Below are 24,464 nucleotides of genomic sequence, written 5' to 3' on the forward strand. Positions count from 1 at the left end.
GTTGCATCTCAGCTTCGGGGTCTCGTCGAGCCTCTCATTCACGGTGCGCGATGCCGGCTCCCTCCAGGGTGCCGGCGCCTTGGACGATCCCGGTGAACTGGCTGGGGACCGCCGAGAAGTGGCGGTGACCGGTAGGGCTGGTGATGATGAGGGTCCCGGAGCGACGTCTGCACTTCCTGCTGCGGGCATGTTTCTCACGCGCTCACATCTGTGGGGGCCCCGCGCTCACATCTGTGTATGCACAGTGGGGAACAGCGTCCCTGGGGTGTGGTGGACCAGTCGGCCTGTAAGCCGGGTTCTGTGATCGGCAGTCATCCATCTCGGATCGCCGTTGCCGACAACCTCCAGCGGTCTACCCGGGAACTCGGGCCGGCGCCCTCAGCGTTCCCTGTCTGACCTTGCTCCCGGTGGGGTTTGCCGTGCCGACCTCGTCACCGAGGCCGCGGTGGTCTCTTACACCACCCTTTCACCCTTACCGCTGCCGCCGAAGCGGCTGCGGCGGTCTGCTCTCTGTGGCACTGTCCCGCGGATCGCTCCGGGTGGGCGTTACCCACCACCGTGCCGGTTGGAGCCCGGACTTTCCTCGGCCCCGATGCGAGCATCGAGGACGCGACTGCCCGGCCGACTGGTCCACCGCCGATTCTAAGCCCGGCCCCGTGGGGCCACCGGCGCCCGGGACGACGAGGCGTGCGGAACCTCTCGGTGGCCGGTTCCTATCTCGTCCAGCCTCATCTCGCACAATGGTGGGGTGCTGATCCTGCTGCCTCCCTCGGAGACCAAGACCCGCCCTGAGCGCTCCGGTTCCGTCCTGGACCTCGACAGTCTCGCGTTCACCACCCTCACCGAGCCCCGGCGCACGATGCTGCGTGCAGTCCAGCGCACCGCCGCCGCCAAGGACGCCGCGCAGAAGCTGGGCGTGCCCGCCTCCTCCCCGGAACTGGTGGATCGGATGGCAGCGATCGAGGGAGAGCCCGTGGGGGCGCCGCTCACGGTCTACTCCGGGGTGCTGTTCGACCAGCTCGATCCCGCCGTCACGATCCACGATGACAGGCGCGTGCTGATCCAGAGCGCACTGCTGGGCGTGGTCGACGCATCGACCGACAGGATCCCCGCCTACCGGCTCTCCGCCGGCTCCACGGTGGCGCGCCTGGGCAAGGCCGCCACCTGGTGGGCGCGGCACCTGCGACCGCTGGGTGCGCGGCTGCTCGATGAGACGGCCGACGGCCCGGCCCCCGTGGTGGTCGACTCCCGCTCCGGCGCCTACCGCAGCATGATGCCGATGCGCTCGCGCACACCGTCGAGCTCAGCAGCGGGGATCAGCGTGCTGGAGGTCGCACCCGTGCAGGAGAAGGACGGGGTCCGCAAGGTCGTCTCCCACGACGCGAAGCGGTACCGCGGCTGGGTCACGCGCGTGCTGCTGGACGCCCCGGCACCTGCCACCACACCGGACGAGGTGGTGGACCAGCTGCGCGCCGGGTTCGGTGACACGCTCGGGGTCGAGCTGGACGGCGACCGCCTGGTGGTCGTGGATCGCGTGGGCTGAAAGCTCGGAGGTCTCGGGGCTGCCCCCGAGCTCAGGCCCGCCCGGTCCAGGAATCGGTGGGGACCTCGCTGATCAGCACCTCGAGCTCGGGCACCGTCTCGGCCAGCAGCTCCTTCGCCAGTGGCAGCCAGAGAGCCTCGCTCGCGGCGTGCGCCACGTCGATCAGGGCCGGTACGGCCGACGGGTCCGCCGCGTCCTCGATGTGCTCGAGCGCCGGGTGGTGTCGCAGGTCGGAGGTGATGTACACGTCGGCCTCCGAAGAGGTGGCCTCCCCCAGGAAGGAGTCACCGGCGCCGGGGCACACGGCCACCGTGCGCACCGGGCGGTCGGCGGGCCCGGTATGGGCGATGCCGCGGGCGGTGGCCGGGACGATGCCTGCGATCTGCGCGGTCAGCTCCCCCACGGTCGTCGGCGCGGGCAGCTCACCCACGGCGCCGAGACCGAACAGGGTGGAGCCGTGGGCGGCCCGGGCCGCCTCCCCCGTCTCGCGGCCGGGGATCAGCGGGCGAGGATCCTGCAGGTCCAGGGCCGTGCTCCAGGCACCCACGGTGCCGCGGGTGGAGCGGTCCACGTTCGTGTGCCCGCACCACAGGCCGATACCGGCGCGGATCAGCTCGGTGACCACCGCGCCCTTGCCGTCGTCGGCCGGCAGGAAGCTGGCGCCGCGCAGCAGCAGGGGATGATGGGTGACCAGGAGCTGCGCATCGCGCTCGACGGCCTCGCGGGCGACGGAGACCGTGGGGTCCACGGCCAGCAGCACGCGGCGCACCTCAGCGCTGCGCTCCCCCAGCACCAGGCCCACCCGGTCCCAGTCCTCCGCCCAGGCCAGCGGGTAGACGGCCTCGAGGGTCCCGACGACGGCGCCCAGAGTCGTGTTCATCGCTCCCCCAGGGCCTGGGTCTCCACCAGGGCGGCCTGGTAGGCCTTCCAGGACATCAGCACGCACTTGATGCGGGCCGGGAACTTCGCCGCACCCATCAGGGCGACGGCATCGCCGATCAGGTCCTCGTCGGGCTCCATGGTCCCGCGGGCGCCCATCACGGCCTCCAAGTGGTCGATCACCGGCAGCGCCTCCTCGGTGGTGCGGCCGATCAGCAGGTCGGTCATGATCGAGGCGGAGGCGCGGCTCATGGCGCAGCCGATCGCGTCGTAGGAGATGTCGCGGATCCGCAGGTCCTCGCCGTCCCGGTCCAGGTGCAGGCGCAGCGTGATCTCGTCGCCGCAGGTGGGGTTCACGTGGTGCACCTCGGCGTCGAACGGCTCACGCAGGCCCGCATTCTGGGGGCGCTTGTCGTGCTCGATGACGAGCTCGGTGTAGAGGGAGTTGAGGGGGTTGGTCATCGCGAGAGTCCCTGGAAGTAGTCGATGGTGCGGGCCACGCCGTCCACGAAGGCGTCGACCTCGTCCTCGGTGGTGTGCACGGAGAAGCTGGCGCGGGTGGAGCCGGTGATGCCGTAACGGCGGTGCAGCGGCCAGGCGCAGTGGTGGCCCACCCGCACCTGGATCCCGAGGGAGTCCAGCACCTGGCCCACGTCGTGGGTGTGCACGCCGTCCACCACGAAGGCCACCGCGCCGCTGCGCTCCGGGGAGGCCGAGCGCCCGAGGACCCGTACCCCGTCGATGCCGGCCAGCCCCTCCAGGGCCCGGGTGGTCAGGGCATGTTCGTGAGCAGCGACCTGCTCCATGCCCAGCGCGCTGAGATAGTCGCAGGCGGCACCGAGGCCCACCGCCTGGGAGACCGGCGGGGTGCCGGCCTCGAAGCGGGCGGGCGGGGCGGTGTACGTGGAGTACTCCATCGTGACCGTCTCGATCATGGAGCCGCCCAGCAGGTACGGGGGCATCGCTGCGAGATGCTCGTAGCGTCCCCACAGCACGCCCACCCCGGTGGGGCCCAGCATCTTGTGGCCCGACAGGGCCGCGAAGTCCACTCCCAGCTCGGCCACGTCGAACGGCATGTGCGGGGCCGACTGCGCCGCATCCAGCACGGTGAGGGCGCCGACGGCGCGAGCTGCCTCGGCGAGCTTCCGCACGGGGTTCACGGTGCCCAGCACGTTGGACTGGTGGGTGAGGGCCAGCACCTTGGTGCGCTCGGTGAGCAGGGACGACAGGTCCGTGAGGTCCAGGGTGTAGTCGTCGGCCAGCGGGATCCAGCGCAGGGTGGCGCCGGTGCGGCGGGCCAGCTCCTGCCAGGGCACCAGGTTGGCGTGGTGCTCCATCTCCGTCACCAGGATCTCGTCCCCAGGGCTGACCCGGAGGTGGTCGGGGGTGGAGTCGTCGCCGTCGCCCAGGGAGCGGGCCACCAGGTTCAGCGCCTCGGTGGCGCCCCGGGTGAACACCACCTCGTCCGTGCGGGGGGCGCCGATGAAGCGGCTCACCGTGGTGCGGGCGTGCTCGAAGGCGTCGGTGGCGGCCTCGGCCATCCGGTGTGCACCGCGCTTGACCGCGGCGTTGTCATGGGTGAGGAAGGCCACCTCGGCGTCGATCACCTGCCGGGGGCGCTGCGAGGTGGCACCGGAGTCGAGGTACACCAGCGCGGTGTCCGCATCGAGTCGACGCTCCAGGATCGGGAAGTCCCTCCGGATGGACGCGAGGTCGAATGGTCGGGTCGGATCGGACTGTGCCGTCATGCCTGGTTGGCCTCCATGGGGTCTCTACTGCTACCGGAGGGAATCTCACACCCTCGCAATGCGCGCCGACGAGGCGGTCCCGTCCAGTATAGGAAGGTCCTTCCCTACGATCCCTGGAGCCGCCGTGCGCACCTGGATGCGCGTGCAGTTCTTCCTCTTCTTCTTCAGCTGGGTCACGTTCCTGTCCTACTGGGGCGTCATCTTCGACGCCCGCGGCTTCGACGGTTCCGAGATCGGGCTGTCGATCACCGTCTCGCTGGTCACTCGCGCTGTCGCCGTGGTGACCCTGTTCCCCCTGGCCAACCGCTGGTGGCCGATCGGCACCATCGCCCGCTGGCTGCCGTGGCTGTGCTTCGTGCTGGGGCTGGCGTTCCTCCCGCACACCGGGCTGACCGGTCTGTTGCTTCTCTCGGCCGCGTTCGGCGTGCTCTACCCCACGCTGATGCCGCTGTTGGAGACCACTGCTGCCCTCGGGGCGCAGCGCGGTGCGCTGGTGTACGGGCCGGTCCGGCTGTGGGGTTCCCTGGGCTTCGTGATCGGCGCCGGGGTCAACGGTGTTCTCGCGCGGGTGCTCGGCAACGGCGCCCTGCTGCCGGTGTTCTTGCTGGCCCTGCTGGCCCTCTCGATCATGGCCCTGCGGCCGATCGGCGACGAGGTGGTGGCCGCTCAGCGGTCCGGGTCGATCGGTGCATGGGGGCCGCTGTTCGGGCACCGCGTGTTCATGCTCGCCCTGGGCATCTGCGTGCTGGTACAGAGCTCCCATGCCGCCTACTACGCCTTCGGTGCCCTGCACTTGGAGAAGCTGCAGGTGGACCCGCTGCTGGTGGCGCTGTTCCTGATGCTCGCGCCACTGTCGGAGATGGCCGTGTTCCGCCTCACCGCTGGGGTGGCTGACCGGTGGCCGCTGGTGGTGCTGATGCTGATCGCCACCCTGGGTGCACTGGCCCGGTGGGGCATCTGGGTGTTCGAGCCGCCGGTGGCGGTCTTGCTGGCCTCGCAGCTGCTGCACGGCCTCACCTTCGGAATCATGCAGGTGGGGTTCATCCAGACCATGCGCCGCCACATCGAACCGCACCTGATGGCCCCGGCCCAGGGGCTGTACTCCGCGCTCGGGACAGGCGCTGGCACCGCGGTGATGACCGCGATCGCGGGGCACTTCTTCGACATCTCCCTCGCCCTCACGTTCGTCGCCATGCTGGTGTGCGTGCTTCCGGCCCTGCCGGGCCTTATCGGGCTGGCCCTCGCAGAGCGCCGCTCAGGCCCTGTCACCGGCTGACGTGAGAACCTGGGGGAGGTACGCCGACGCCGCGCGACCGCCCCTCCACCCGATCCAGGAGACACCGCAGTGGACTCGCTCATCCCCATCCTGTTCGGCCTGACCATCCTCGCCTCGCTGGTGGTCACGCTCGTCTTCCTGATGCGCAGCCGGCGCAACGCGAAGGAGGCCGGTTTGGACCAGGCGCAGCGCACTCCCGAGCAGGCGGCCAAGGACAAGCAGACGGCGGTGATCTGGGGGTGCCTGTTCCTCGGTGTGCCACTGGCGCTGGTGCTGGTGTACACGATCACCCGCTGATCGCCGGTCGAGAGATCGAACCCACGACGAACGGCCCCCGCCACCGTGGCGGCAGGGGCCGTTCTCGAATCTGGGGTGGGTCGTGAGGGGCTCGAACCCCCGACCTCCTGGGTGTAAACCAGGCGCTCTGACCAACTGAGCTAACGACCCCGGTGGGCGCCCATCTGCGGGCGCCCGGGTTCCTGCTGGATCAGGTGCGGGAGGCCAACCGGGTGCCGGTCCAGTCCTGGGCCAGGCTCACGGTGCTCATCACGCGCAGGCCCGCGGTCTCAGCCGCCTCCTGCACCTCGGCGGGACGCACGTGTCCGTCGCGGCCGGCCTTGGGGCACAGCAGCCAGATCGGTGCGCCGGCGTCGAGGGTGGACAGGGAGTCCACAAGGGCGTCGGTGAGGTCACCGTCCCCCTCGCGCCACCACAGCACCACGGCGTCGACGATGTCCTGGCAGTCCTCGTCCTCGAGCTCTGCGCCGATGAGGTCCTCCATGGTGTCGCGCAGCTCCAGGTCGACGTCGTCGTCGTACCCGATCTCCTGTACGAGCTGACCGTTCGTGAATCCCAGCACTTCCGCAGGGGTGCGCTGTTGGCGGGGGTCGGCCGACGGTGACAAGAACGGGCTCCTTCTGAGTGACGATGCTGTACTGCCGCCGGTCACAGGGTGTGTCCCCGGTAGCGTCGCCAATCCTATGACAGTTCGTCCGGGGGTGTTGCGGGAGTCACGGGGCAAGCACTGGCACAGACCTCTCCGCCCATAGGGTGCCGGTTGTAGGCTGGTCCGAACCGAGGCCGACGGCACGGGGCTCATCGGCGCTCGCCCGCCCCACGGCCGGTCCAGCACCTCCGAGAGAGAAGGACAGCGTGAGCTCGCACATCACCCCCCGCCCGATCGGCATCAACCTGCCCAGCCACGCGCAGGACCCTGACCCGGAGGAGACGCGGGAGTGGCTCGACTCCTTCGACGGCCTGGTCGAGCACCGCGGTGAGGACCGCGCCTCGGAGGTCATCCAGAACGTGATCCAGCACGCACGTCGTTCCGACCTGCACCTGCCGGACTCCCTGACCACCGACTACGTCAACACGATCCCGGCCGATGAGCAGCCGGAGTACCCCGGCGACCCGGAGCTCGAGAAGGAGATCCGCAACGCCATCCGCTGGAACGCCGCGATGCTGGTGCACCGCGCGCAGCGCCCCGGTGTGTCCGTGGGCGGTCACCTCTCCAGCTACGCCTCGATCGCCAACATGTACGAGGTGGGCTTCAACCATTTCTTCCGCGGCCGTGACCATGAGGGCGGCGGCGACCACGTCTTCTTCCAGGGCCACGCCTCCCCCGGCATCTACGCCCGCGCCTTCATGCTGGGCCGCCTCACCCAGGAACAGCTGGACGGCTTCCGCCAGGAGGTCTCCAGCGAGCACGGCATGCCCTCCTACCCGCACCCGCGGGCCATGAAGGACTTCTGGGAGTTCCCCACCGTCTCCATGGGCATCGGCCCGGTGGCCGCCATCGAGCAGGCCTCCTTCGACCGCTACCTGCAGAACCGCGGCCTGAAGGACACCAGCCAGCAGCACACCTGGGCGTTCCTGGGCGACGGCGAGATGGACGAGGTCGAGTCCCGCGGCGCCCTGCACATCGCCGCCAAGGAGCACCTGGACAACCTGACCTTCGTGGTGAACTGCAACCTGCAGCGCCTGGACGGCCCGGTGCGCGGCAACGGCAAGATCATCCAGGAGCTGGAGAGCCAGTTCCGCGGTGCCGGCTGGAACGTCATCAAGGTGATCTGGGGCTCCGGCTGGGACCCGCTGCTGGACGCCTCCGAGGACGGCGCCCTGATCGACCTGATGAACGCCACCCCCGACGGTGACTTCCAGACCTACCGCGCCGAGTCCGGCGGCTTCATCCGCGACAACTTCTTCGGCCGCGACCCGCGCACCAAGGCGCTGGTCGAGGACATGTCCGACGACGACATCTGGTGGAAGCTGACCCGCGGCGGCCACGACACCAAGAAGATCCACGCCGCCTTCAAGGCCGCCACGGAGCACAAGGGCCAGCCCACCGTGATCCTGGTGCACACCATCAAGGGTTACCGCCTGGGCAAGAACTTCGCGGGCCGCAACGCGACCCACCAGATGAAGAAGTTCACCCTGGACGACCTGAAGGCCCTGCGCGACACCCTGCACATCCCGGTCACCGACGAGCAGCTCGAGGCCGGCAGCGTGTACGACGCCCCGCTGTACGTCCCGGATCCGGACTCGCCGGCGATGCAGTACTTCAAGTCCCGCCGCAGTGAGCTGGGTGGCCCGGTCCCCACCCGCAACACGAACCACAAGGCCCTGGACCTGCCGGGCGAGAAGGCCTACGAGGTCGTCAAGCGCGGCTCCGGCAAGCAGGAGATCGCCACCACCATGGCGCTGGTGCGGCTGCTGAAGGACCTCATGCGGGACAAGGAGACCGGCAAGCGCTGGGTGCCGATCATCCCGGACGAGGCCCGCACCTTCGGCATGGACTCGCTGTTCCCCACCGCGAAGATCTACAACCCGGACGGGCAGAACTACCTGTCGGTGGACCGCGACCTGCTGCTGGCCTACAAGGAGTCCACCTCCGGCCAGATCAAGCACATGGGCATCAACGAGATCAGCTCCACCGCGGCATTCACCGCGGCGGGCACCTCGTACTCCACCCATGACTTCCCGATGATCCCGTTCTACATCTTCTACTCGATGTTCGGGTTCCAGCGCACCGGCGACTTCTTCTGGGCCGCCGGTGACCAGATGGCCAAGGGCTTCGTGATCGGCGCGACCGCCGGCAAGACGACCCTGGCCGGTGAGGGCCTGCAGCACATGGACGGCCACTCGCCGATCCTGGCCTACACCAACCCCGGCACCGTGATCTACGACCCGGCCTACGGCTACGAGATCGGGCACATCATCCGCGACGGCCTGCAGCGCATGTACGGCGAGGACGACCGCCTGCAGGAGGTCTTCTACTACATCACCGTCTACAACGAGCCGATCGTGCACCCCAAGGAGCCGGAGGGCCTGGACGTCGAGGGTCTGCTCAAGGGCATGTACGTGCTCGAGGAGGCACCGCAGGGCGAGGGCCCCGAGGTGCAGCTGATGGCCTCGGGCGTGGGTGTGCCGTGGGCCCGCCACGCGCGTGAGCTGCTGTCCGAGGACTGGGGCGTGCGCGCGAACGTGTGGTCGGTGACCTCCTGGACGGAGATGCGCAAGGATGCCCTGGAGGCCGAGAAGCACAACCTGATGCACCCCGAGGAGCCGCGCACCCCGTGGATCTCACAGCGCCTGGAGGGCGTGGACGGCCCGTTCGTCGCCACCAGCGACTACGACTTCCTGGTGCCCGACATGATCCGCGAGTGGGTCCCCGGGCAGTACGGCGTGCTCGGCGCGGACGGCTGGGGCTTCTCCGACACCCGCCCGGCTGCCCGCCGCCACCTGAAGATCGACGCCCACTCGATGGTCGTCAAGGCACTGCAGCTGCTGGCTCGTGAGGGCAAGGTGGACGCATCGGTGGTGCGCCAGGCGATCGACAAGTACGACCTGGGCAACGTCAACGCGGGCCAGTCCGGCTCCTTCGGCGGCGAGTCCTGACAGTCACCGGGCCGTCCCCCGCACGCGCGGGGGATGGCCCGGTACTCTTCTGCCCACGTCTTCCCGACCATTCGGAGGTCCCCGTGCTCGCGATCGTCTGTCCCGGCCAGGGTGCCCAGAAGCCTGGCTTCCTGGCCCCCTGGCTCGAGATCAACGGCGTTCGTGAGAGCCTCGCGGCGATGTCCGATGCCGCGGGGGTGGACCTGATCCGCCACGGCACCGAGTCCGACGCGGAGACCATCCGTGACACCGCCGTGGCCCAGCCGCTGCTGGTGGCCGCCGGCATCACCGCGGCCGACTGCCTGGTGGGTGGGGACGGCTTCGCCGCCGGTACGCAGGCCGACCTGCTGGCCGGGCACAGCGTCGGCGAGGTCACTGCTGCGGCCCTGTCCGGAGTGCTCAGCACCGAGGACGCGATGCGCCTGGTCGCAGTGCGCTCCCGCGCCATGGCCACTGCTGCCGCCGCAGAGCCGACGTCCATGGCGGCCGTCGTCGGCGGCAACCGCGAGGAAGTGCTCGCCGCGATCGAGCAGCACGGGCTCGCACCCGCCAACATCAACTCCGCGGCGCAGGTGGTGGCGGCCGGCGGAGCCGAGCAGATCAAGGCCCTCATCGCCGAGCCCCCGGCCAAGGCACGAGTGATCCTGCTGCAGGTGGCCGGCGCCTTCCACACCCGGTACATGGCACCGGCCCGTGGGGAGCTCGCGGACTTCGCCGCGCAGGTGTCGGCGAACGATCCGCTGGGGCAGTGCCCCCTGGTCTCCAACGCCGGCGGCGAGATCGTCACCGACGGCCGCCGCTACCTCGACCTGATCGTCGACCAGGTCGCCTCCCCTGTGGACTGGGAGGCCTGCATGCGGGTCTTCGCCGAGCGCGGCGTGACCGGCATCCTGGAAGTGGCCCCGGCCGGTACGCTCACCGGGCTCGCCAAGCGCGACCTGAAGGGCGTGGCCCTGCAGAACCTCAACACGCCCGAGGATCTCGACGCCGCCACGGACTTCCTGAACGAGCACGGGGAGAACCACTTCGGGGAATCCTCCGACGACGTCGGTCCCGACAAGGAGAACTGACATGGCCGTGACCCTGCGCCCCCAGCCCACTGTGCCCGGTTCCCGGGTGCTCGCCTACGGTGCCGCCCGCGGTGACGTGAGCGTCCCCAATGACGACCTGGTCGGTCCGATCGACTCCTCCGACGAGTGGATCCGGCAGCGCACCGGGATCATCACCCGCACCCGCGCGAGCAAGGACGTGGGCGTGAAGGACCTCTCGCTCACCGCTGCCCGCGAGGCGATCGAGAAGTCCGGCATCGATCTGGAGACCCTGGACGCCGTCATCGTCTCCACCATCTCCTTCCCGTACCCCACCCCGTCGCTCGCGACCCTGCTGGCCGGTGAGCTGGGCCGGCCCGACGTGATCGCGTACGACATCTCGGCCGCGTGCGCCGGGTTCTGCTACGGCATCGGCCAGGCCGATTCGCTGATCCGCTCCGGGGCGGCCCGCAACGTGTTGGTGATCGGCGCGGAGAAGCTCTCCGACTTCGTCTCCCCCACTGATCGTTCGATCTCGTTCCTGCTGGGCGACGGGGCCGGCGCGGCCGTGGTGGGACCCAGTGACGAGCCGATGATCGGTCCCACCGTCTGGGGCAGCGACGGTGACAACTGGAACACCATCCGCATGACCGGTTCCCTGGTGGAGTTCCGTGACGGCGAGGGCCCGTGGCCCACGCTCGAGCAGGACGGCCGCACCGTGTTCCGCTGGGCCGTGTGGCACACCGCCAAGAAGATCCGCGAGATGCTCGAGCTCTCAGGCCTGGGCATCGAGGACGTCGACGTCTTCGTTCCGCACCAGGCCAACATGCGCATCATCGACGAACTCGCCAAGCAGCTGGGGCTGGGCGAGGACGTGGTGATCGGTCGCGACATCGCCGAGACCGGCAACACCTCGGCCGCATCCATCCCGCTGGCAACGCACCGCCTCATCGAGGAGGGCGCTGTCTCCAGCGGGGACGTACTGGTGCAGTTCGGCTTCGGAGCCGGGCTCGCCTATGCGGGGCAGGTCCTGATCCTGCCCTGACTCGCGACATGCACCTGCACGAGCACGTCACAGTGCTCGGTCGCAGGTAGTCTGTCCTCGCCACACAATCCAAGAATCCAAGGAGAACCCCATGGCACACACCGAGAACGAGATCCTCGAGGGCCTCGCCGAGATCGTCAACGAGGAGACCGGTGTCGCCACCGAGGACGTCAAGCTGGACAAGTCTTTCACCGACGACCTCGACATCGACTCCATCTCCATGATGACCATCGTGGTCAACGCCGAGGAGAAGTTCGACGTGCGCATCCCCGATGAGGAGGTCAAGAACCTCGTGACCGTCGGCGACGCCGTCAAGTACATCGCGGGCGCTCAGGCCTGAGCCCGCTCGACGCCCGGGACCGCCAGTTCGCGTCCCGGGCGTCGCCGTTCCCCCGCCCAGACTGTTCCCCCTTGGACGCTCCCCCGGAGGTCGAAATGTCTGCTCCCCGCACCCGCGCCGCCGTGACCGGTCTCGGCACGGTCAACCCGCTGGGCGGTGACACCGCCTCCACCTGGGAGGCCGCACTGGCCGGCACCTCCACCGCACGCACCCTCGAGAACGACTGGGTCGAGCGCTACGGGCTGAGCGTCGACTTCGCCTGCCGGGTGCCGATCGATCCCTACGATCATCTGCCGCGCCCTGAGGCCAAGAAGCTGGACCCCTCGGGCCAGTACTCGATGATCGCCGCCCGTGAGGCCTGGGCCGATGCCGGCTCCCCCGAGGTCGATCCGACCCGTCTGGGCGTCGTGGTCGGTACCGGGATCGGCGGTGTGTGGACGATCCTGGACCAGTGGGACATCGTGCAGGAGAAGGGCGCCCGCCGGGTGAACCCCTTCACGATCCCGATGCTGATGGCCAACTCCTCGGCCGCCCACATCGAGCTGGAGCTGGGTGCCCAGGCCGGTGCCCACACGCCCGTCTCCGCGTGCGCCTCCGGTGCCGAGGCGGTCGCGGTGGGCCTGGACATGATCCGCGCTGGACGCGCCGACGTGGTCGTGGTGGGAGGCACCGAGGCCTGCGTGCATCCGCTGCCCATGGCAGCCTTCGCGAACCTGCGTGCTCTCTCCACCCGTACCGACGCCCCTGAGCACGCCTCGCGGCCGTACGACCGTGACCGTGACGGGTTCGTGCTCGGCGAGGGGGCCGCGATCATGGTGCTGGAGACCGAGGAGCACGCACGTGCCCGCGGCGCCCGCGTGTACGCGTACGTGTCCGGCCGTGGCATGGCATCGGACGCCCACCACATCTCCGCCCCCTCCCAGGACGGTCAGGCCCGCGCGATCCGTGAGGCCGTAGCCGATGCCGGAGTGGACGCGAAGGACGTAGTGCACGTCAATGCCCACGGCACCTCCACCCCGCTGGGCGACATCGGTGAGCTGAAGGCCGTCGCTTCCGCTCTGGACGGGGTGACCGATCAGCTGGTGGTGACCTCCACCAAGTCGATGACCGGGCACCTGCTGGGTGGTGCGGGTGCGCTGGAGTCGGTGTTCGCGGTGCTCGCGGCACACCATCGGGTGGCCCCGCCCACCATCAACATCGAGAACCTCGACCCCGAGGTCCCCGTGCGCATCGCGCAGAACGAAGCGGTGGGCCTTCCCGAGGGCGACATCGCGGTGCTGAACAATGCCTTCGGCTTCGGTGGTCATGACGTGGCCGTGGTGGTCACCAGCGCCTGATCTCGCTGCTCAGCTGACGCGGTGCAGCCACCGCATCGGGACGCCCTCCCCGGCGTGCCGGTAGATCTCCAGGTCCTCGTCCCACGGCTCGCCGAGAGCCACGCCCAGCTCCCGCTGCAGGGCAAGGGCGTCGCCGCCGGCGCGCTCCATGCAGCCGCGCACGTGGTCCTCGGTGACCACGATGTTCCCTGCCCGGTCGGTGACGGCGTGGTGGATGCCGAGCTCGGGGGTGTGGCTCCAGCGGGACCCGTCGGTGGTGCTGGTGGGTTCCTGGGTCACCTCGAAACGCAGCTCATGAAGGCCGCGCAGGGCGCTCACCAGCGCCGCGCCGGTCTCTTCGCGTCCACGCCAGGTGAACTCGGCCCGCAGCAGACCGCGCCGTGCGGGCTGGTCCTCCCAGCGCACGCGCATGGGCACGCCGAGCACTCCGCTCACGGCCCATTCGACATGCGGTGCGAGGGCGCGCGGAGCGGAGTGGATGTACACGACACCCTGGGTCATCTCGTTCCTTCCGGTCTCCGATGCGTCTTCCCCAACGAATCGGTGGCCGCCCCGGACGAGATGTCCTGCAGGTGTGGGCCGAGCTTAGAGCCTTTCCCTGATCTGGCGCAACGCCTGCTTCTTCACGGAGCGCTCCAGCCCGTCGATGTAGAGGGCGCCGTCGAGGTGCCCCACCTCGTGCTGGATCAGCCGTGCGGTGATGCCATCACCCGCCAGTTCGATCTCTTTGCCGTCCACGTCTGTGCCCACGCAGCGGGCGTAGGCGGACCGGGTGCGCGGGAACCACAGCTCGGGCACCGACAGGCAGCCTTCGTCGCCGTCCTGGGTCTCCTCCGAGAGCTCGACGATGACGGGGTTCAGGATGCAGCCGATCCCGTGGTCCTCTAGGTTCCAGGAGAACGCGCGCAGGCTCACGCCGATCTGATTGGCGGCGACACCGGCGCGCCCCTCGTCGTCCACCGTGTCGATGAGGTCCTGGACCAGCCCGCGCACACCGTCGGTGATCTCACCGATCGGATCGCAGGGGGTGCGCAGAACGGGGTCTCCGACGATGCGGATGGGGCGGATGCTCATCGAGCGTCCTCCCCGCCCGCGTGCTCCTGGTCCTGGCCCAGGATCGTGTGGGTGACCTCGACGCCGGGGACGATGGTGCGCTCCACGGTGCAGGCCGCGGCGACGGCCCGACCGAAGACGGTGACCACCCGCTTCACCTCGTCCTGGCTGAGGCCCTCGAGGTCCAGCTGGACCTCCTCGGCGATCGAGAGGTACCGGTCCTGCTCCTGATCAGCCGTGCCATGGGCCCACAGCCGCATGTCGAAGTCCTCCCCCAGGCGGCGGCCCAGGGGGATGTCGGAGCTCATGCCCGCGCAGCCGATCAGCGCGAGCTTCAGCAGCTCACCGGGGTTGATCTCACCCTCACCGTGGCCGATGCGGATCTCGACGCCGCGCTGGTTGCGTCCCACCAGGGTGCGTTCGGCGACGCGGTCGGCCCATACGCTGCCGGGACCGAACGCCTCCGGCAGCTCGAAGCGGTCATCCGGGGCGGTGGGCATCGTCGTTCTCCTGGGGTGGCAGGCAGTTGGGGGCGTTCGGATACGACTCAGCCCCGGCCTGGGCCGGGGCTGAGAGGTACTGCTGGCTCCCGCGACTGGACTTGAACCAGTAACCGTTCGATTAACAGTCGAATGCTCTGCCGATTGAGCTACGCGGGATCGACCTGGACGACTTTAGCAAAACTGGGGAGCTCCGCGCACCTCGCGGAGCCCCGGAATCGCGCTCTATGACGCATCTAACCCCACGGCGAGATCGGCATGGGCCACCCCCAGCAGCGCCGGGTCGGTGGAGGCGCGCACAGCGAGCTGCGGCTCGATCACCCGGGACTCCGCCTGAGCAGGAGTTCCGATGGCGCCAGGAGCGGCGGGACGGCCGGCGGCGGTATCAATCACCTCGAGCATCCTCTGTGCGGCCGCTCGCCCGTACTCGACCGCGGAGCGGCGGATCGCGGTGATGGGAGGGTGGTGCCCGCGCGTGAGCGGCGAGTCCTCGTAGCTGACAACTGCCACACCCCCGGGGATCGGGACCTGGCGCTCTCTGAGCACATAGGCGCCGGCCAGCGCCATCTCGTCGCTGTCGAACACGATGGCCGTGGGGGGTTCGGGCATGCGCAGCACCTCGGCGGTCGCCCTGGCCGCCCCGGATGCCCCGTAGCCGGCATCCTGCTGGACGCAGACCAGACCCAGTTCCTCGCCCAGCTGCATGAAGGTGCGGTTGCGCTGCATGGTGTGCAGGAACTCGGCGGTTCCGGCCACGCGGGCGATCCTGCTGTGCCCGAGGGAGGCCAGGTGCTCGACGATCAACCGGGTGGCCTCCGCGTCGTCGACATAGACCGACGGCAGGGAACCGTGGTGACCGGGGCCGCCCACCACCAGCGCAGGCTGTGCCAGCTGTTCCAGCGCGGGGATGCGGGGGTCGTCCGTCTGCAGGTCCACCAGGACGACACCGTCCACCCGGCGCTGTCCGAACCAGCGTCGGTAGGTGTCGATCTCGGCCTCCGTGGAGTCCACGATCTTCATCTGGAGGGAGTAGTCCGCTGCGCTCAGCACCTCTTGGAGACCGGCCACGAAGGCACCGAAGAACGCCTCGGCGCCGAGCACCTCGGCCGGGCGGGCCAGCACCATGCCCACCGTCTTCACGGGGGCGCCGGCCAAGGCCCGAGCGGCGTGGGACGGTTCCCACTGGAGCTCGCGGGCGATACCGAGGATGCGTTCCCTGGTCGCATCGGACACACCGGGTCGACCGTTGACCGCGAGTGACACCGCAGCCGAGGTGACACCGGCACGGCGGGCAATGTCGGCGATTGTGACCCGTTTTCCGCGGCCCGTGCCGCGGGGCTGGTCTCCGGTGGTGCTGGTCATCTCGGGCCTCTTCCTCGAAGCGTCGACGCCCCGGGGCGCGGGTTGCGCCAGGCGCGAGGTATCAGACGCCGAGCGGAGGTTCGACGAATGGCCCGCGTACGGGGCTACTAAAGCGCTATAGTAACAGCAGTCACCTCCATTCTCCCCTGTCACCGAGCCATTCCAGAAGGTCGACGATGTCTTCCGCTTCCGACACACCGGCTGGTGCGTCGCACCGCCCCCGCTTCGGCGTGAACTACACGCCGCGCATCGGCTGGTTCCACGCCTGGCACGACCTCGACCTCGACGCTGTCGGGGAGGACCTCCGGGCCATCTCCGACCTGGGCCTGGACCATGTACGGGTCTTCCCGCTGTGGCCGCTGCTGCAGCCCAACCGCACCCTGATCCGCCCCCGCGCACTGGCCGACGTCCGATCCGTGCTGGACGTGGCGGCCTCCGTGGGGCTGGACGTCGTGGTGGACGTGGTGCAGGGCCACCTGTCGAGCTTCGACTTCGTGCCCAGCTGGTTGCACTCCTGGCACCGCCGCAACATGTTCACCGACCCCGAGGTGGTGGGCTCCATCGCCGATCTGGTGCGCGAACTCGGGGAGACCCTGGCCGACGCACCGAACCTGCTGGGTCTCAGCGTGGGCAACGAGATCAACCAGTTCTCCGCCTCCAACCACCCCGATCCGGATGCACTGACGGTCCCGCAGGCCGAGCAGTGGACCCGCACCATGCTGGAGGCGGCACGCACGGCCGTGCCGTCAGGGCTGCACACGGTCTCCAACTACGACGCCGCCTGGTTCATGGACGATCACGCCTTCACGCCCGATCAGTCCGCGCAGCTGGGCGATGCGACCGTGGTGCACAGTTGGATCTTCGACGGCACGGGGCAGCGCTACGGAGCTCGCTCCTACGAGGTGGAGCACCGCGCCGAGTACTACCTGGAGCTGGCTCGCGGCTTCTCCCCCACCCCGGACCGGCCCCTGTGGCTGCAGGAGGTGGGTGCGCCCCGCAGCATCCTCGAGCAGGACGACGTGCCCTGGTTCGTCCAACGCACCGTCGAGACGGCGATGGACTGCCCGAACCTGTACGGCATCACCTGGTGGTGCTCGTACGACGTCTCCCCCGACCTCGCCGACTTCCCGCCCCTGGAGCACACCCTGGGACTGTTCGACACCCACGGGCGGATCAAGGAGTCCGGGGCTGCCTTCGGGGAGGCCGTGGCCGCGGCCCGGCAGGCACCGACACCGGCAGACCGCGGAACCGCCATCGACCTGCACGTGGGCACCGAGCCGCTGCTGCAGCGCAGTGCCGCCGCCCCGGGCGGATCCGTGTTCGAGCAATGGATGGACGCCTCCCGCAGCGGTGAGCGCCCCACCGTCCGGGTGGTGCGTGACCATGCTGCCGCCCGTGCGGGGGACACCCGTACCGGTGGTGCCGCCGCGACCCGGAGCTGACCTGGTAGATTCATCCGCGCCCGCAACGGGCACGGCCCAGTAGCTCAGCCGGTCAGAGCAGCGGACTCATAATCCGTCGGTCGCGGGTTCAAGCCCCGCCTGGGCTACCGAAACCTCCCCCGGCCCCCTACCGCGGTACGCAGAGGGTACGCAGCAGGGCTCACACCCCGAGCGCGTCCTCCACAGCACCGGGCTGGGTCCAGTCTCCCTGCCAGATCTCCCCGTCGATGATCATCGTGGGGGTACCCACCTCGAGCTCCTGGGCGGCCGGCTCCACCACGTCCAGGGTCCACGGCACGTACACGCGGTCGCGGATCTGCTGCAGGCAGGTCTCGTCGGCGCCGATGGACCGTGCGATCTCAGCGATCTGCTCGAGGTCCGGGTCCGGCTGCTCGGGCGTCTCGGGCTGTGCGGCGTACATCTCCCGCTCGAAGTCCAGCAGCAGGGCAGGATCCTGGGCGTACACGGCGGCGGCCGCCGCAGCGGAGTCCTGGGAGAACGTGGTGCCGCGACGCAGGTCCAGCATCGGGCGCGGGTGGATGCGCAGCACCAGGGCCTTCTGCTCCACCTGGGTGCGGAACATCTCCCCGAAGCTCTCCATGAAGGAACGGCACGGCGGGCAGCGGAAGTCCAGCAGCAGGTCCACCACCTTTCCGTCGCTGTCCCCGGCCAGTTCCAAGTAGGTCAGGGAACGGTCGATGTCCCGGCCGCCGGAGCTCGTGGCGGGGTCGCTCGGGGTCTCGTCGGTGCTGCCGCAGGCCGCGAGGCCCAGGGCCAGTACGGCACCGCCACCGAGGAGCAGCGAGCGTCGGCCAGGAGTGGGGAGAGAAGTCATAGGGACGATGATCCCCCGTCCCCGGGTGAGGGTGGCGGGCCGTAGTGCCCGAGAGGGGGCGTCCGCCGAATGGTCGACCCGGGCATGGAAGGGCCCCGACCTTCGCCAGCACGATCCACGACCGTGGCATGAGGGAGATCGCACCGGTCCCCTTGTACTGCGAGTTCAGCGCGGTGATGCACCGCCCCCGATCCGAGCAGGAGCAGTCATGTCGCAGTCCTTCCCGCCCCCGCCGCTGGGCCAGTCCTCCCCCGCCCCCGCTGTCGGTCACGGGCGCACTCCTGCGCCCACCCTCATCAACGGTGCCACCACCCACGGACTGCTCGGCGAGCAGCGCATGAGGCACCCGTGGGAGATCCCCCTGCTCGTGGTGGGAAGCCTGATCACCACAGGTGCCTATCTGCTGTGGCTGGCCCTGGTCGTCATGAGCGTGGTCAACGCCATCCGCGGGAACGGCCCCACCCTGCTGGACCTGGGCGAGGGCCCGCTGGCAACGTTCCTGTACCAGCTGTTCGCCGTGATCATGCTGCTGCCGCTGATCCTGTGGATCGCTCGCGCGGTGATGTACGCGGATCTGCGCGCCCAGTCCGTGCGCATGAGCCCCACTCAGTTCCCCGAGGGCTACCGCATGGTGGCCGAGGCCGCAGCCCAGCAGGGCCTGCGCCGCGTGCCCGACGCCTACGTCGTCTCCGGTGGAGGCACGATCAATGCCTTCGCCTCCGGGCACGGCTTCCGACGCTTCGTCACCGTGTACTCGGACCTGTTCGAGGTGGGCGGCGCGGTGCGCGACCCGGAGGCGCTGCGCTTCGTGATCGGCCACGAGGTGGGTCACATCGCTGCCGGTCACACCTCCTACTTCCGGCTGCTGTTCACGAACCTGATGATGCAGGTGCCGGTGCTGGGACCGGCGTACTCCCGCGCCCAGGAGTACACCGCCGACAACTTCGGCTACGCGCTGACACCGGACGGGGCCGCGGGAGCGATGGCGGTGCTGGGTGCCGGCAAGTACCTCAATGCCCACGTCAACGTGCACGAGTTCGCGGACCGCGCGGCCACGGAGAAGGGGCTGTGGCTGCACGTCGTCAACTGGCAGTCGACCCACCCGGTGCTCACCTGGCGTGCCCATGCCCTGCGCGACCGCAGCCGGCCGGGCCACCTGTGGCTGCGGCCCGGGCTGCTGGGCTCCCCTGGCGCCGCCTTCCCCAGCGCCATGCCCGCCGGCAGCACCTTCTCCCAGAAGTACCTCACGCCCGCGGAGGCCCTGGACCTGCTCAGCCGGGCCGATGCCGTGCGACCGGCAGGTGCCATCAACCAGTTCGGTCGCTTCCCGGGCGTGGACTACACCGGCCAGCCCAGCACCCGGCAGCTGCAGACCACCGCACCCCTGCTCTGAGTCCGGCACAGCGCCCATGGGTGAGCGACGCGCTCGCCGGTGGGCGCTGTGGCATGCCGGTCAGTTGTCGCGGGCGTGCAGGGACCGGCGCTTCTCCTGCACCTCGCTGAGGCGGCGCAGGATCTCCTGGTAGCGCTCGGTGTCCGAGGGCTCGGTGCGCTGCAGGCGCTGCTTGAGCACCGAGTACTCCCGGGTGATGGACAGCTCGCTCAGCCGGTCCAGCAGGGATCGGGCGAGCCTGCCCAGCGCCTCCTCGTCCCGGGCGGGCAGCTGGAGGTTCGCGATCTCCACGATCAGGGGGCGCACCGTCTCCCCCGCGATCTCGAGCACCTGGTCCAGGTAGCGGGCCGGTGACAGGGTGCCGTCCACGGCTTCAAGCAGGGTCCCGGCAGCCAGCATCACGTCCCACACACCCTGCAGCGCGGGCACGTGGAAGGCGTCGTCGGGCAGGGCCCCCACCTGGTCCACCGAGAGCATCATCGGGGCCTGCAGCATCACTGCGAGGGACTGCACCTCGACCTGACCCACCGGGTCGCGGCGGCTGACCACGTCGGCCAGGCGTGCCACCGGAATCATCGATCCGTCATCACCGGCGCCGTCGGTCCCGCCGTCGCTCCCCCGCTCCCCCTGGCCGGGCATCGACGGGCGTCCATCGCGCTGATCAGGACTGGTGCGGGGCTGGTACGGGTCGTCCCCACGGTGGGTGCCGCGGTCGCCGTGGCCCTGGGTGCGGGCCGCATCGTGCACAGCGCGCAGCACGGTGCGCTCATCCATCCCCAACCATCCGGACAGCCGCCTGGCGTACTCCGGCCGCATCGCGCGGTCCCGGATCCGAGCCACCACCGGGGCGGCCATCCGCAGTCCGCTCACCTGACCCTCGACGGTGTCCAGGTCCACCTGGGCCAGCACCGAGCGGATCGCGAACTCGAACAGGGGGGTACGGGACTCCACCAGGTCCACCACGGCGGCATCGCCCTGGGCGAGCCGCAGGTCGCAGGGGTCCATGCCGGAGCCCTCCACCGCCACGAAGGTCTGGGCCACGAACCGCTGGTCCTCCTCGAAGGCGCGCAGGGCTGCCTTCTGCCCGGCGGCGTCACCGTCGAAGGTGAAGATGACCTCCCCGCCCAGTCCCCTGCCGTCGGTGTTCAGGCGCAGCCCGGCCGAGGGGTTCGAGTCGCCCATCACGCGGCGCACGATCTTCACGTGCTCCTCGCCGAAAGCGGTGCCACAGGTGGCGACGGCCGTCCCCACACCGGCGAGGTGCGCGGCCATCACGTCGGTGTAGCCCTCCACGACGACCACGCGGCGCTGGGTGGAGATCTCCTTGCGGGCCAGGTCCAGGCCGTACAGCACGTGGGACTTGCGGTAGATCGCGGTCTCGGGGGTGTTGAGGTACTTGGGGCCCTTGTCGGTCTCCAGCAGGCGCCGGGCGCCGAAGCCGATGGTGTTGCCGGTGATGTCCCGGATCGGCCACATCAGCCGCCCGCGGAAGCGGTCGTACACGCCGCGCTGGCCCTCGGAGACCAGGCCGCTGGCCTTCAGTTCCGCCTCGGTGAAGCCGCGCTTGCGCAGCACGGAGCTGATGGCGTCCCAGCCCTCCGGTGCGAAACCCACCCCGAAGCGCTCGGCGGCGGCCCGGTCGAAGCCCCGCTCGGCCAGGAACCGGCGGCCCACCTCGGACGCGGGGGCGGAGAGCTGCTCGCGGTAGAACTCCTCGGCGATCGCGTGGGCATCCAGCAGGCGCCGGCGGGTGCCGAAGTCGGGGCGGTCGCCGTCACGGCCGGTACCGGACTCCTCGTAGTGCAGCTGCACGCCGTAGCGGCCGGCCAGCATCTCCACCGCCTCGACGAAGCTGAGGTGGTTGATCTTCTGCACGAAGGAGATCACGTCACCACCCTCGCCGCAGCCGAAGCAGTGCCAATGACCGAGCTGGGGACGGATGTGGAACGAGGGGGACTTCTCGTCGTGGAAGGGGCACAGTCCCTTCATGGATCCCACGCCGGCGGTGCGCAGCATGACGTGCTCGCCCACCACCTCGTCCAGGCGGGAGCGTTCGCGCACCAGGTCCACGTCGGCGCGGCGGATCAGTCCCTGGGCCATCGCCTCACAGCTCCGATCCGAGACCGGGCAGCGGGGTGTCCGCCGCGGTGAGATGGGTGGCGGTGCGCTCGAACAGCGAGGCGTGCAGGTGGCGGGCCGCCACGTCGGTGAACGACGCGATCTGGTCCACGACCACACGGCGGCGTGCGTCGTCGTCGCACGCCTGCTCCCACAGCTCGGCGAACAGGGGCGAGAGGTGCACGGTGCCGGTGTGCCACAGCTGGGAGTACAGGTCGCGGATGATCTGCTCCTGCTCCTCGTACACCGGCTGCTGGCTGGCCGAGCTCATCACGTAGGCGGCGGCCAGCCCCTTCAGCACCGCGATCTCCAGCAGTGTCGCCTCCGGGACGATAGCGTCGCCGTCATAGCGGGAGATGGGCCCGGGGCCGTGGGCCTCGCGGGTGGAGGCGACCACGGAGCGGGTGAAGCGGCCGATCAACTGACTGGTGAGGTCCTTCAGCGCGGCAGCGGAGCGCATGTCGCCGGTGAACTCACGCATCCAGTAGGGCTCGGCTTCCAGGCGCTGCAGGGCATCGTCCAGGGCATCCACGGGGACGTCGGGCATGTACCAGTCCTGCACCACGTACAGGGCAGCGGCACGCTCCATCGGATCGGCCAGCCGCCCCAGGTCCAGGGTGCGGCCGGTGACGGCGTCCTCCACGTCGTGCACGGAGTAGGCGATGTCGTCGGCCAGGTCCATCACCTGGGCCTCGAAGCACTTGCGGTGCTGCGGGGCGCCCTCGCGGGCCCAGGTGTACACGTTGAGGTCGTCCGCGTAGGCGCCGAACTTCGAGGAGGTGGGATCAGGCCCCTCACCGCGGGCCCAGGGGTACTTGATCGCCGCATCGACGCAGGCGCGGGACAGGTTCAAGCCGTAGGGCCGGTCCGGGCCCACGATCTTGGGTTCCAGACGGGTGAGCAGCCGCAGGGTCTGGGCGTTGCCCTCGAATCCGCCGAAGTCGGTGGCGATGTCGTCCAGCACCTTCTCGCCGTTGTGGCCGAAGGGCGGGTGGCCCAGGTCGTGGGAGAGGCAGGCGGCGTCCACCACGTCCGGGTCGCAGCCCAGTTCCGCGCCGATGTCGCGTCCCACCTGGGCGACCTCCAGGGAGTGGGTGAGGCGGGTGCGCACGAAGTCGTCGGATCCGGCGCCGAGCACCTGGGTCTTCGCGCCCAGGCGGCGCAGCGCGGAGGAGTGCAGCACACGGGCCCGGTCCCGCTGGAACGGGGTGCGGTTCTGGGACTTGGGGGCCTCCGGCGCCCAGCGCTCCAGATCGGCAGGGCTGTACCCGGGTGGGACGACGGGTCGGTTCACCGTTCAGCCCCCCGAGGTGTCCAGCTCGGCCTCATGGAGGCGGGCGGCGTGCTCGTCGGTGAGGTCGCGGGAGTCCATCCAGCCCTCCGGGACCACGGCGCGCTTGGGGGAACCGGCGCGACCGCGGGGGCCCTCCACTGCTTCCCCGGGATACGGGGAGCTCCAGTCCAGTTCGGCGAGCTTCATGTCGAGGTCGGCCAGGGACTCCATGGTGGCCAGGCGGTGGCGCATCTCGCCACCGACCGGGTAGCCCTTGAAGTACCAGGCCACGTGCTTGCGCAGGTCGCGGATGCCGCGCCCCTCGTCTCCGTAGAACTCCACCAGTAGCTCGGCGTGACGGCGCAGTGTCGAGGCGACGTCCCCGAGGGTGGGTCGGATCCGGTCGGGCCGGCCGGCGAAGGCGGCGGCGAGGTCGGCGAACAGCCAGGGGCGTCCCTGGCAGCCTCGCCCCACCACCACGCCGTCGCAGCCGGTCTGCTCCATCATCTCCACGGCGTCCTCGGCGCTCCAGATGTCGCCGTTGCCGAGCACGGGGATGTCGGTGACCAGTTCCTTGAGGTCGGTGATGGCCTCCCAGCGGGCCGTGCCGGAGTAGTGCTGGACCACGGTGCGGCCGTGCAGGGCGATCGCTGCGGCGCCCACTTCCTGGGCGATCAGCCCGGCGTCGCGGTAGGTGACGTGGTCATGGTCGATCCCGATGCGGGTCTTGACGGTGACGGGGACGTCGCCGGCGGCCTCGACCGCGCCGCGCACGATGCGGGTGAACAGCTCGCTCTTCCAGGGCAGCACCCCGCCGCCGCCGCGGCGGGTCACCTTGGGCACGGGGCAGCCGAAGTTCAGGTCGATGTGGTCGGCCTTGTCGCGCTCCAGCAGCATCTCCACGGAGCGCCGCACCGTGGTGGGGTCCACCCCGTACAGCTGCACCGAGCGGGGCTTCTCCCGCTCCCCCATGGTGACCAGGCGCCAGGACTCGCGGTGGTCCTCCACCAGGGCCCGGGTGGTGACCATCTCGGAGACGTACAGGCCGCCGTCGTCCTGGCTGTGCAGGGCACCGAACTCGCGGCACAGCAGGCGGAAGGCCATGTTGGTGATGCCTGCCATCGGGGCCAGCACCACGGGGGTGTCGACCGTGTGGGGGCCGATGGTGAGGGTGCGACGCGTCGCGCCCGCCTCGGTGGCGGCGCCGGCAGCGGCGGGACCGGGAGCGGTGCGCTCAGGATCGTCCGAGGCAGTCCCCGTGGGCGGATGGGCGCGGTCGAGCATCGTCATGGTGAACCGATTGTCCCACCGAAACGCGCTCGGCGGTCCTCGCGGCAGCGTGATGTGGACCGACCTGGTGCCGGAGGGACCCACCGGCCCCGCGCGGGCGGCCCC

General features: G+C 70.0%; 22 protein-coding genes, 3 tRNA genes and 1 other RNA gene. 11 read left to right on the forward strand and 15 right to left on the reverse strand.

Features of this window, described 5'->3' with window-relative positions:
* Window positions 1–271: 271 nt before the first annotated feature.
* Window positions 272–629: RNase P RNA component class A (gene rnpB / locus JOD52_RS08030), an RNA gene on the reverse strand.
* Between the two features lie 119 nt (window positions 630–748).
* Here rnpB and yaaA point away from each other — a divergent pair.
* Entirely contained in the window at window positions 749–1,543 is a 795-nt protein-coding gene (gene yaaA, locus JOD52_RS08035) for a peroxide stress protein YaaA (RefSeq protein ID WP_204409353.1), read from the forward strand.
* 31 nt (window positions 1,544–1,574) lie between these two features.
* Here yaaA and JOD52_RS08040 read toward each other — a convergent pair whose 3' ends face one another.
* Genes JOD52_RS08040 through JOD52_RS08050 form a run of 3 tightly spaced genes read right to left on the reverse strand, consistent with a single transcriptional unit; the run spans window position 1,575 to window position 4,170 of the window.
* The gene (locus JOD52_RS08040; protein ID WP_204409355.1) at window positions 1,575–2,423 is read right to left on the reverse strand and encodes a Nif3-like dinuclear metal center hexameric protein; all 849 of its coding nucleotides are present in this window, start codon (window positions 2,421–2,423) and stop codon (window positions 1,575–1,577) included.
* Window positions 2,420–2,884, reverse strand: a complete 465-nt coding sequence (gene sufU, locus JOD52_RS08045; RefSeq protein WP_204409357.1) for a Fe-S cluster assembly sulfur transfer protein SufU — start codon at window positions 2,882–2,884, stop codon at window positions 2,420–2,422. Before sufU ends, JOD52_RS08040 begins: the two co-directional genes overlap by 4 nt.
* Entirely contained in the window at window positions 2,881–4,170 is a 1,290-nt protein-coding gene (locus tag JOD52_RS08050; RefSeq protein WP_017822473.1) for an aminotransferase class V-fold PLP-dependent enzyme, read from the reverse strand. Before JOD52_RS08050 ends, sufU begins: the two co-directional genes overlap by 4 nt.
* 124 nt (window positions 4,171–4,294) lie before the next feature.
* Between JOD52_RS08050 and JOD52_RS08055 the strand changes: the two genes are divergently transcribed.
* Both JOD52_RS08055 and JOD52_RS08060 read left to right on the forward strand, forming a co-directional pair.
* Complete coding sequence (locus tag JOD52_RS08055; RefSeq protein WP_017822472.1) at window positions 4,295–5,446, forward strand: MFS transporter; 1,152 nt, start codon at window positions 4,295–4,297, stop codon at window positions 5,444–5,446.
* A 69-nt stretch (window positions 5,447–5,515) separates the two neighbouring features.
* Window positions 5,516–5,743, forward strand: coding sequence for a hypothetical protein (locus JOD52_RS08060; protein ID WP_204409359.1), 228 nt, complete (start codon window positions 5,516–5,518; stop codon window positions 5,741–5,743).
* A 76-nt stretch (window positions 5,744–5,819) separates the two neighbouring features.
* On the opposite strand, the gene JOD52_RS08065 is transcribed toward JOD52_RS08060, so the two are convergent.
* Together JOD52_RS08065 and JOD52_RS08070 are read right to left on the reverse strand one after the other, a co-directional pair.
* Window positions 5,820–5,893, reverse strand: a tRNA-Val gene (locus tag JOD52_RS08065).
* Between the two features lie 40 nt (window positions 5,894–5,933).
* Window positions 5,934–6,350 (reverse strand): DUF3052 domain-containing protein, encoded by a 417-nt coding sequence (locus JOD52_RS08070; protein ID WP_204409361.1) that lies wholly within the window; start codon window positions 6,348–6,350, stop codon window positions 5,934–5,936.
* A 248-nt stretch (window positions 6,351–6,598) separates the two neighbouring features.
* Here JOD52_RS08070 and aceE point away from each other — a divergent pair, with 248 nt between their 5' ends.
* The 5 genes from aceE (at window position 6,599) to JOD52_RS08095 (ending at window position 13,093) form a co-directional block, all read left to right on the forward strand.
* Window positions 6,599–9,343, forward strand: coding sequence for a pyruvate dehydrogenase (acetyl-transferring), homodimeric type (gene aceE / locus JOD52_RS08075; RefSeq protein ID WP_204409363.1), 2,745 nt, complete (start codon window positions 6,599–6,601; stop codon window positions 9,341–9,343).
* An 83-nt stretch (window positions 9,344–9,426) separates the two neighbouring features.
* Window positions 9,427–10,413, forward strand: coding sequence for an acyltransferase domain-containing protein (locus JOD52_RS08080; protein ID WP_204409365.1), 987 nt, complete (start codon window positions 9,427–9,429; stop codon window positions 10,411–10,413).
* A 1-nt stretch (window position 10,414) separates the two neighbouring features.
* A complete protein-coding gene (locus JOD52_RS08085; RefSeq protein WP_017822460.1) occupies window positions 10,415–11,416 on the forward strand; it encodes a beta-ketoacyl-ACP synthase III in 1,002 nt (333 codons plus the stop codon).
* Between the two features lie 91 nt (window positions 11,417–11,507).
* On the forward strand, window positions 11,508–11,756 hold the full coding sequence (locus tag JOD52_RS08090) for an acyl carrier protein (protein WP_017822459.1): 249 nt from the start codon (window positions 11,508–11,510) through the stop codon (window positions 11,754–11,756).
* Window positions 11,757–11,851: 95 nt separating this feature from the next.
* Window positions 11,852–13,093, forward strand: a complete 1,242-nt coding sequence (locus JOD52_RS08095; RefSeq protein ID WP_204409367.1) for a beta-ketoacyl-[acyl-carrier-protein] synthase family protein — start codon at window positions 11,852–11,854, stop codon at window positions 13,091–13,093.
* Window positions 13,094–13,102: 9 nt separating this feature from the next.
* Here JOD52_RS08095 and JOD52_RS08100 read toward each other — a convergent pair whose 3' ends face one another.
* The 5 genes from JOD52_RS08100 to JOD52_RS08120 all read right to left on the reverse strand — a co-directional run bounded on the left by JOD52_RS08100 (window position 13,103) and on the right by JOD52_RS08120 (window position 16,008).
* A complete protein-coding gene (locus JOD52_RS08100; protein WP_204409369.1) occupies window positions 13,103–13,594 on the reverse strand; it encodes a DUF3145 domain-containing protein in 492 nt (163 codons plus the stop codon).
* An 84-nt stretch (window positions 13,595–13,678) separates the two neighbouring features.
* Complete coding sequence (def, locus tag JOD52_RS08105; RefSeq protein ID WP_204409371.1) at window positions 13,679–14,167, reverse strand: peptide deformylase; 489 nt, start codon at window positions 14,165–14,167, stop codon at window positions 13,679–13,681.
* Complete coding sequence (locus JOD52_RS08110; RefSeq protein ID WP_204409377.1) at window positions 14,164–14,646, reverse strand: OsmC family protein; 483 nt, start codon at window positions 14,644–14,646, stop codon at window positions 14,164–14,166. Before JOD52_RS08110 ends, def begins: the two co-directional genes overlap by 4 nt.
* Before the next feature lie 83 nt (window positions 14,647–14,729).
* Window positions 14,730–14,805 (reverse strand) — tRNA-Asn (locus JOD52_RS08115).
* A 66-nt stretch (window positions 14,806–14,871) separates the two neighbouring features.
* Window positions 14,872–16,008, reverse strand: coding sequence for a LacI family DNA-binding transcriptional regulator (locus JOD52_RS08120; RefSeq protein ID WP_204409380.1), 1,137 nt, complete (start codon window positions 16,006–16,008; stop codon window positions 14,872–14,874).
* Between the two features lie 176 nt (window positions 16,009–16,184).
* Here JOD52_RS08120 and JOD52_RS08125 point away from each other — a divergent pair, with 176 nt between their 5' ends.
* On the forward strand, window positions 16,185–17,450 hold the full coding sequence (locus tag JOD52_RS08125) for a glycoside hydrolase 5 family protein (protein ID WP_204409383.1): 1,266 nt from the start codon (window positions 16,185–16,187) through the stop codon (window positions 17,448–17,450).
* 33 nt (window positions 17,451–17,483) lie between these two features.
* Window positions 17,484–17,557 (forward strand) — tRNA-Ile (locus JOD52_RS08130).
* 53 nt (window positions 17,558–17,610) lie between these two features.
* On the opposite strand, the gene JOD52_RS08135 is transcribed toward JOD52_RS08130, so the two are convergent.
* The gene (locus tag JOD52_RS08135) at window positions 17,611–18,285 is read right to left on the reverse strand and encodes a DsbA family protein (protein ID WP_204409385.1); all 675 of its coding nucleotides are present in this window, start codon (window positions 18,283–18,285) and stop codon (window positions 17,611–17,613) included.
* A gap of 208 nt (window positions 18,286–18,493) precedes the next feature.
* Here JOD52_RS08135 and JOD52_RS08140 point away from each other — a divergent pair, with 208 nt between their 5' ends.
* On the forward strand, window positions 18,494–19,678 hold the full coding sequence (locus tag JOD52_RS08140; protein WP_204409387.1) for a M48 family metallopeptidase: 1,185 nt from the start codon (window positions 18,494–18,496) through the stop codon (window positions 19,676–19,678).
* 60 nt (window positions 19,679–19,738) lie between these two features.
* Here JOD52_RS08140 and dnaG read toward each other — a convergent pair whose 3' ends face one another.
* The 3 genes from dnaG to dusB are packed head-to-tail and all read right to left on the reverse strand — an operon-like array spanning window position 19,739 to window position 24,353.
* Entirely contained in the window at window positions 19,739–21,778 is a 2,040-nt protein-coding gene (gene dnaG, locus JOD52_RS08145) for a DNA primase (protein ID WP_204409389.1), read from the reverse strand.
* A gap of 4 nt (window positions 21,779–21,782) precedes the next feature.
* Complete coding sequence (locus JOD52_RS08150; RefSeq protein WP_204409391.1) at window positions 21,783–23,090, reverse strand: deoxyguanosinetriphosphate triphosphohydrolase; 1,308 nt, start codon at window positions 23,088–23,090, stop codon at window positions 21,783–21,785.
* Window positions 23,091–23,093: 3 nt separating this feature from the next.
* Window positions 23,094–24,353 carry a tRNA dihydrouridine synthase DusB gene (dusB, locus tag JOD52_RS08155; protein WP_204411584.1) on the reverse strand — a complete coding sequence of 420 codons (1,260 nt, stop codon included), beginning with the start codon at window positions 24,351–24,353 and terminating at the stop codon, window positions 23,094–23,096.
* Window positions 24,354–24,464: the final 111 nt, after the last annotated feature.

This window comes from Brachybacterium muris, assembly GCF_016907455.1.
Classification (GTDB): domain Bacteria; phylum Actinomycetota; class Actinomycetes; order Actinomycetales; family Dermabacteraceae; genus Brachybacterium; species Brachybacterium muris.

What these genes read in the sequence shown, in the direction of transcription:
- JOD52_RS08040 (WP_204409355.1), bottom strand. Translation starts at nt 2,423, where the DNA reads ATGAACACGACTCTGGGCGCCGTCGTCGGGACCCTCGAGGCCGTCTAC.
- sufU (WP_204409357.1), bottom strand. Translation starts at nt 2,884, where the DNA reads ATGACCAACCCCCTCAACTCCCTCTACACCGAGCTCGTCATCGAGCAC.
- JOD52_RS08050 (WP_017822473.1), bottom strand. Translation starts at nt 4,170, where the DNA reads ATGACGGCACAGTCCGATCCGACCCGACCATTCGACCTCGCGTCCATC.
- JOD52_RS08085 (WP_017822460.1), top strand. Translation starts at nt 10,415, where the DNA reads ATGGCCGTGACCCTGCGCCCCCAGCCCACTGTGCCCGGTTCCCGGGTG.
- JOD52_RS08090 (WP_017822459.1), top strand. Translation starts at nt 11,508, where the DNA reads ATGGCACACACCGAGAACGAGATCCTCGAGGGCCTCGCCGAGATCGTC.
- JOD52_RS08095 (WP_204409367.1), top strand. Translation starts at nt 11,852, where the DNA reads ATGTCTGCTCCCCGCACCCGCGCCGCCGTGACCGGTCTCGGCACGGTC.
- JOD52_RS08100 (WP_204409369.1), bottom strand. Translation starts at nt 13,594, where the DNA reads ATGACCCAGGGTGTCGTGTACATCCACTCCGCTCCGCGCGCCCTCGCA.
- def (WP_204409371.1), bottom strand. Translation starts at nt 14,167, where the DNA reads ATGAGCATCCGCCCCATCCGCATCGTCGGAGACCCCGTTCTGCGCACC.
- JOD52_RS08110 (WP_204409377.1), bottom strand. Translation starts at nt 14,646, where the DNA reads ATGCCCACCGCCCCGGATGACCGCTTCGAGCTGCCGGAGGCGTTCGGT.
- JOD52_RS08120 (WP_204409380.1), bottom strand. Translation starts at nt 16,008, where the DNA reads ATGACCAGCACCACCGGAGACCAGCCCCGCGGCACGGGCCGCGGAAAA.
- JOD52_RS08125 (WP_204409383.1), top strand. Translation starts at nt 16,185, where the DNA reads ATGTCTTCCGCTTCCGACACACCGGCTGGTGCGTCGCACCGCCCCCGC.
- JOD52_RS08135 (WP_204409385.1), bottom strand. Translation starts at nt 18,285, where the DNA reads ATGACTTCTCTCCCCACTCCTGGCCGACGCTCGCTGCTCCTCGGTGGC.
- JOD52_RS08140 (WP_204409387.1), top strand. Translation starts at nt 18,494, where the DNA reads ATGTCGCAGTCCTTCCCGCCCCCGCCGCTGGGCCAGTCCTCCCCCGCC.
- dnaG (WP_204409389.1), bottom strand. Translation starts at nt 21,778, where the DNA reads ATGGCCCAGGGACTGATCCGCCGCGCCGACGTGGACCTGGTGCGCGAA.
- dusB (WP_204411584.1), bottom strand. Translation starts at nt 24,353, where the DNA reads ATGCTCGACCGCGCCCATCCGCCCACGGGGACTGCCTCGGACGATCCT.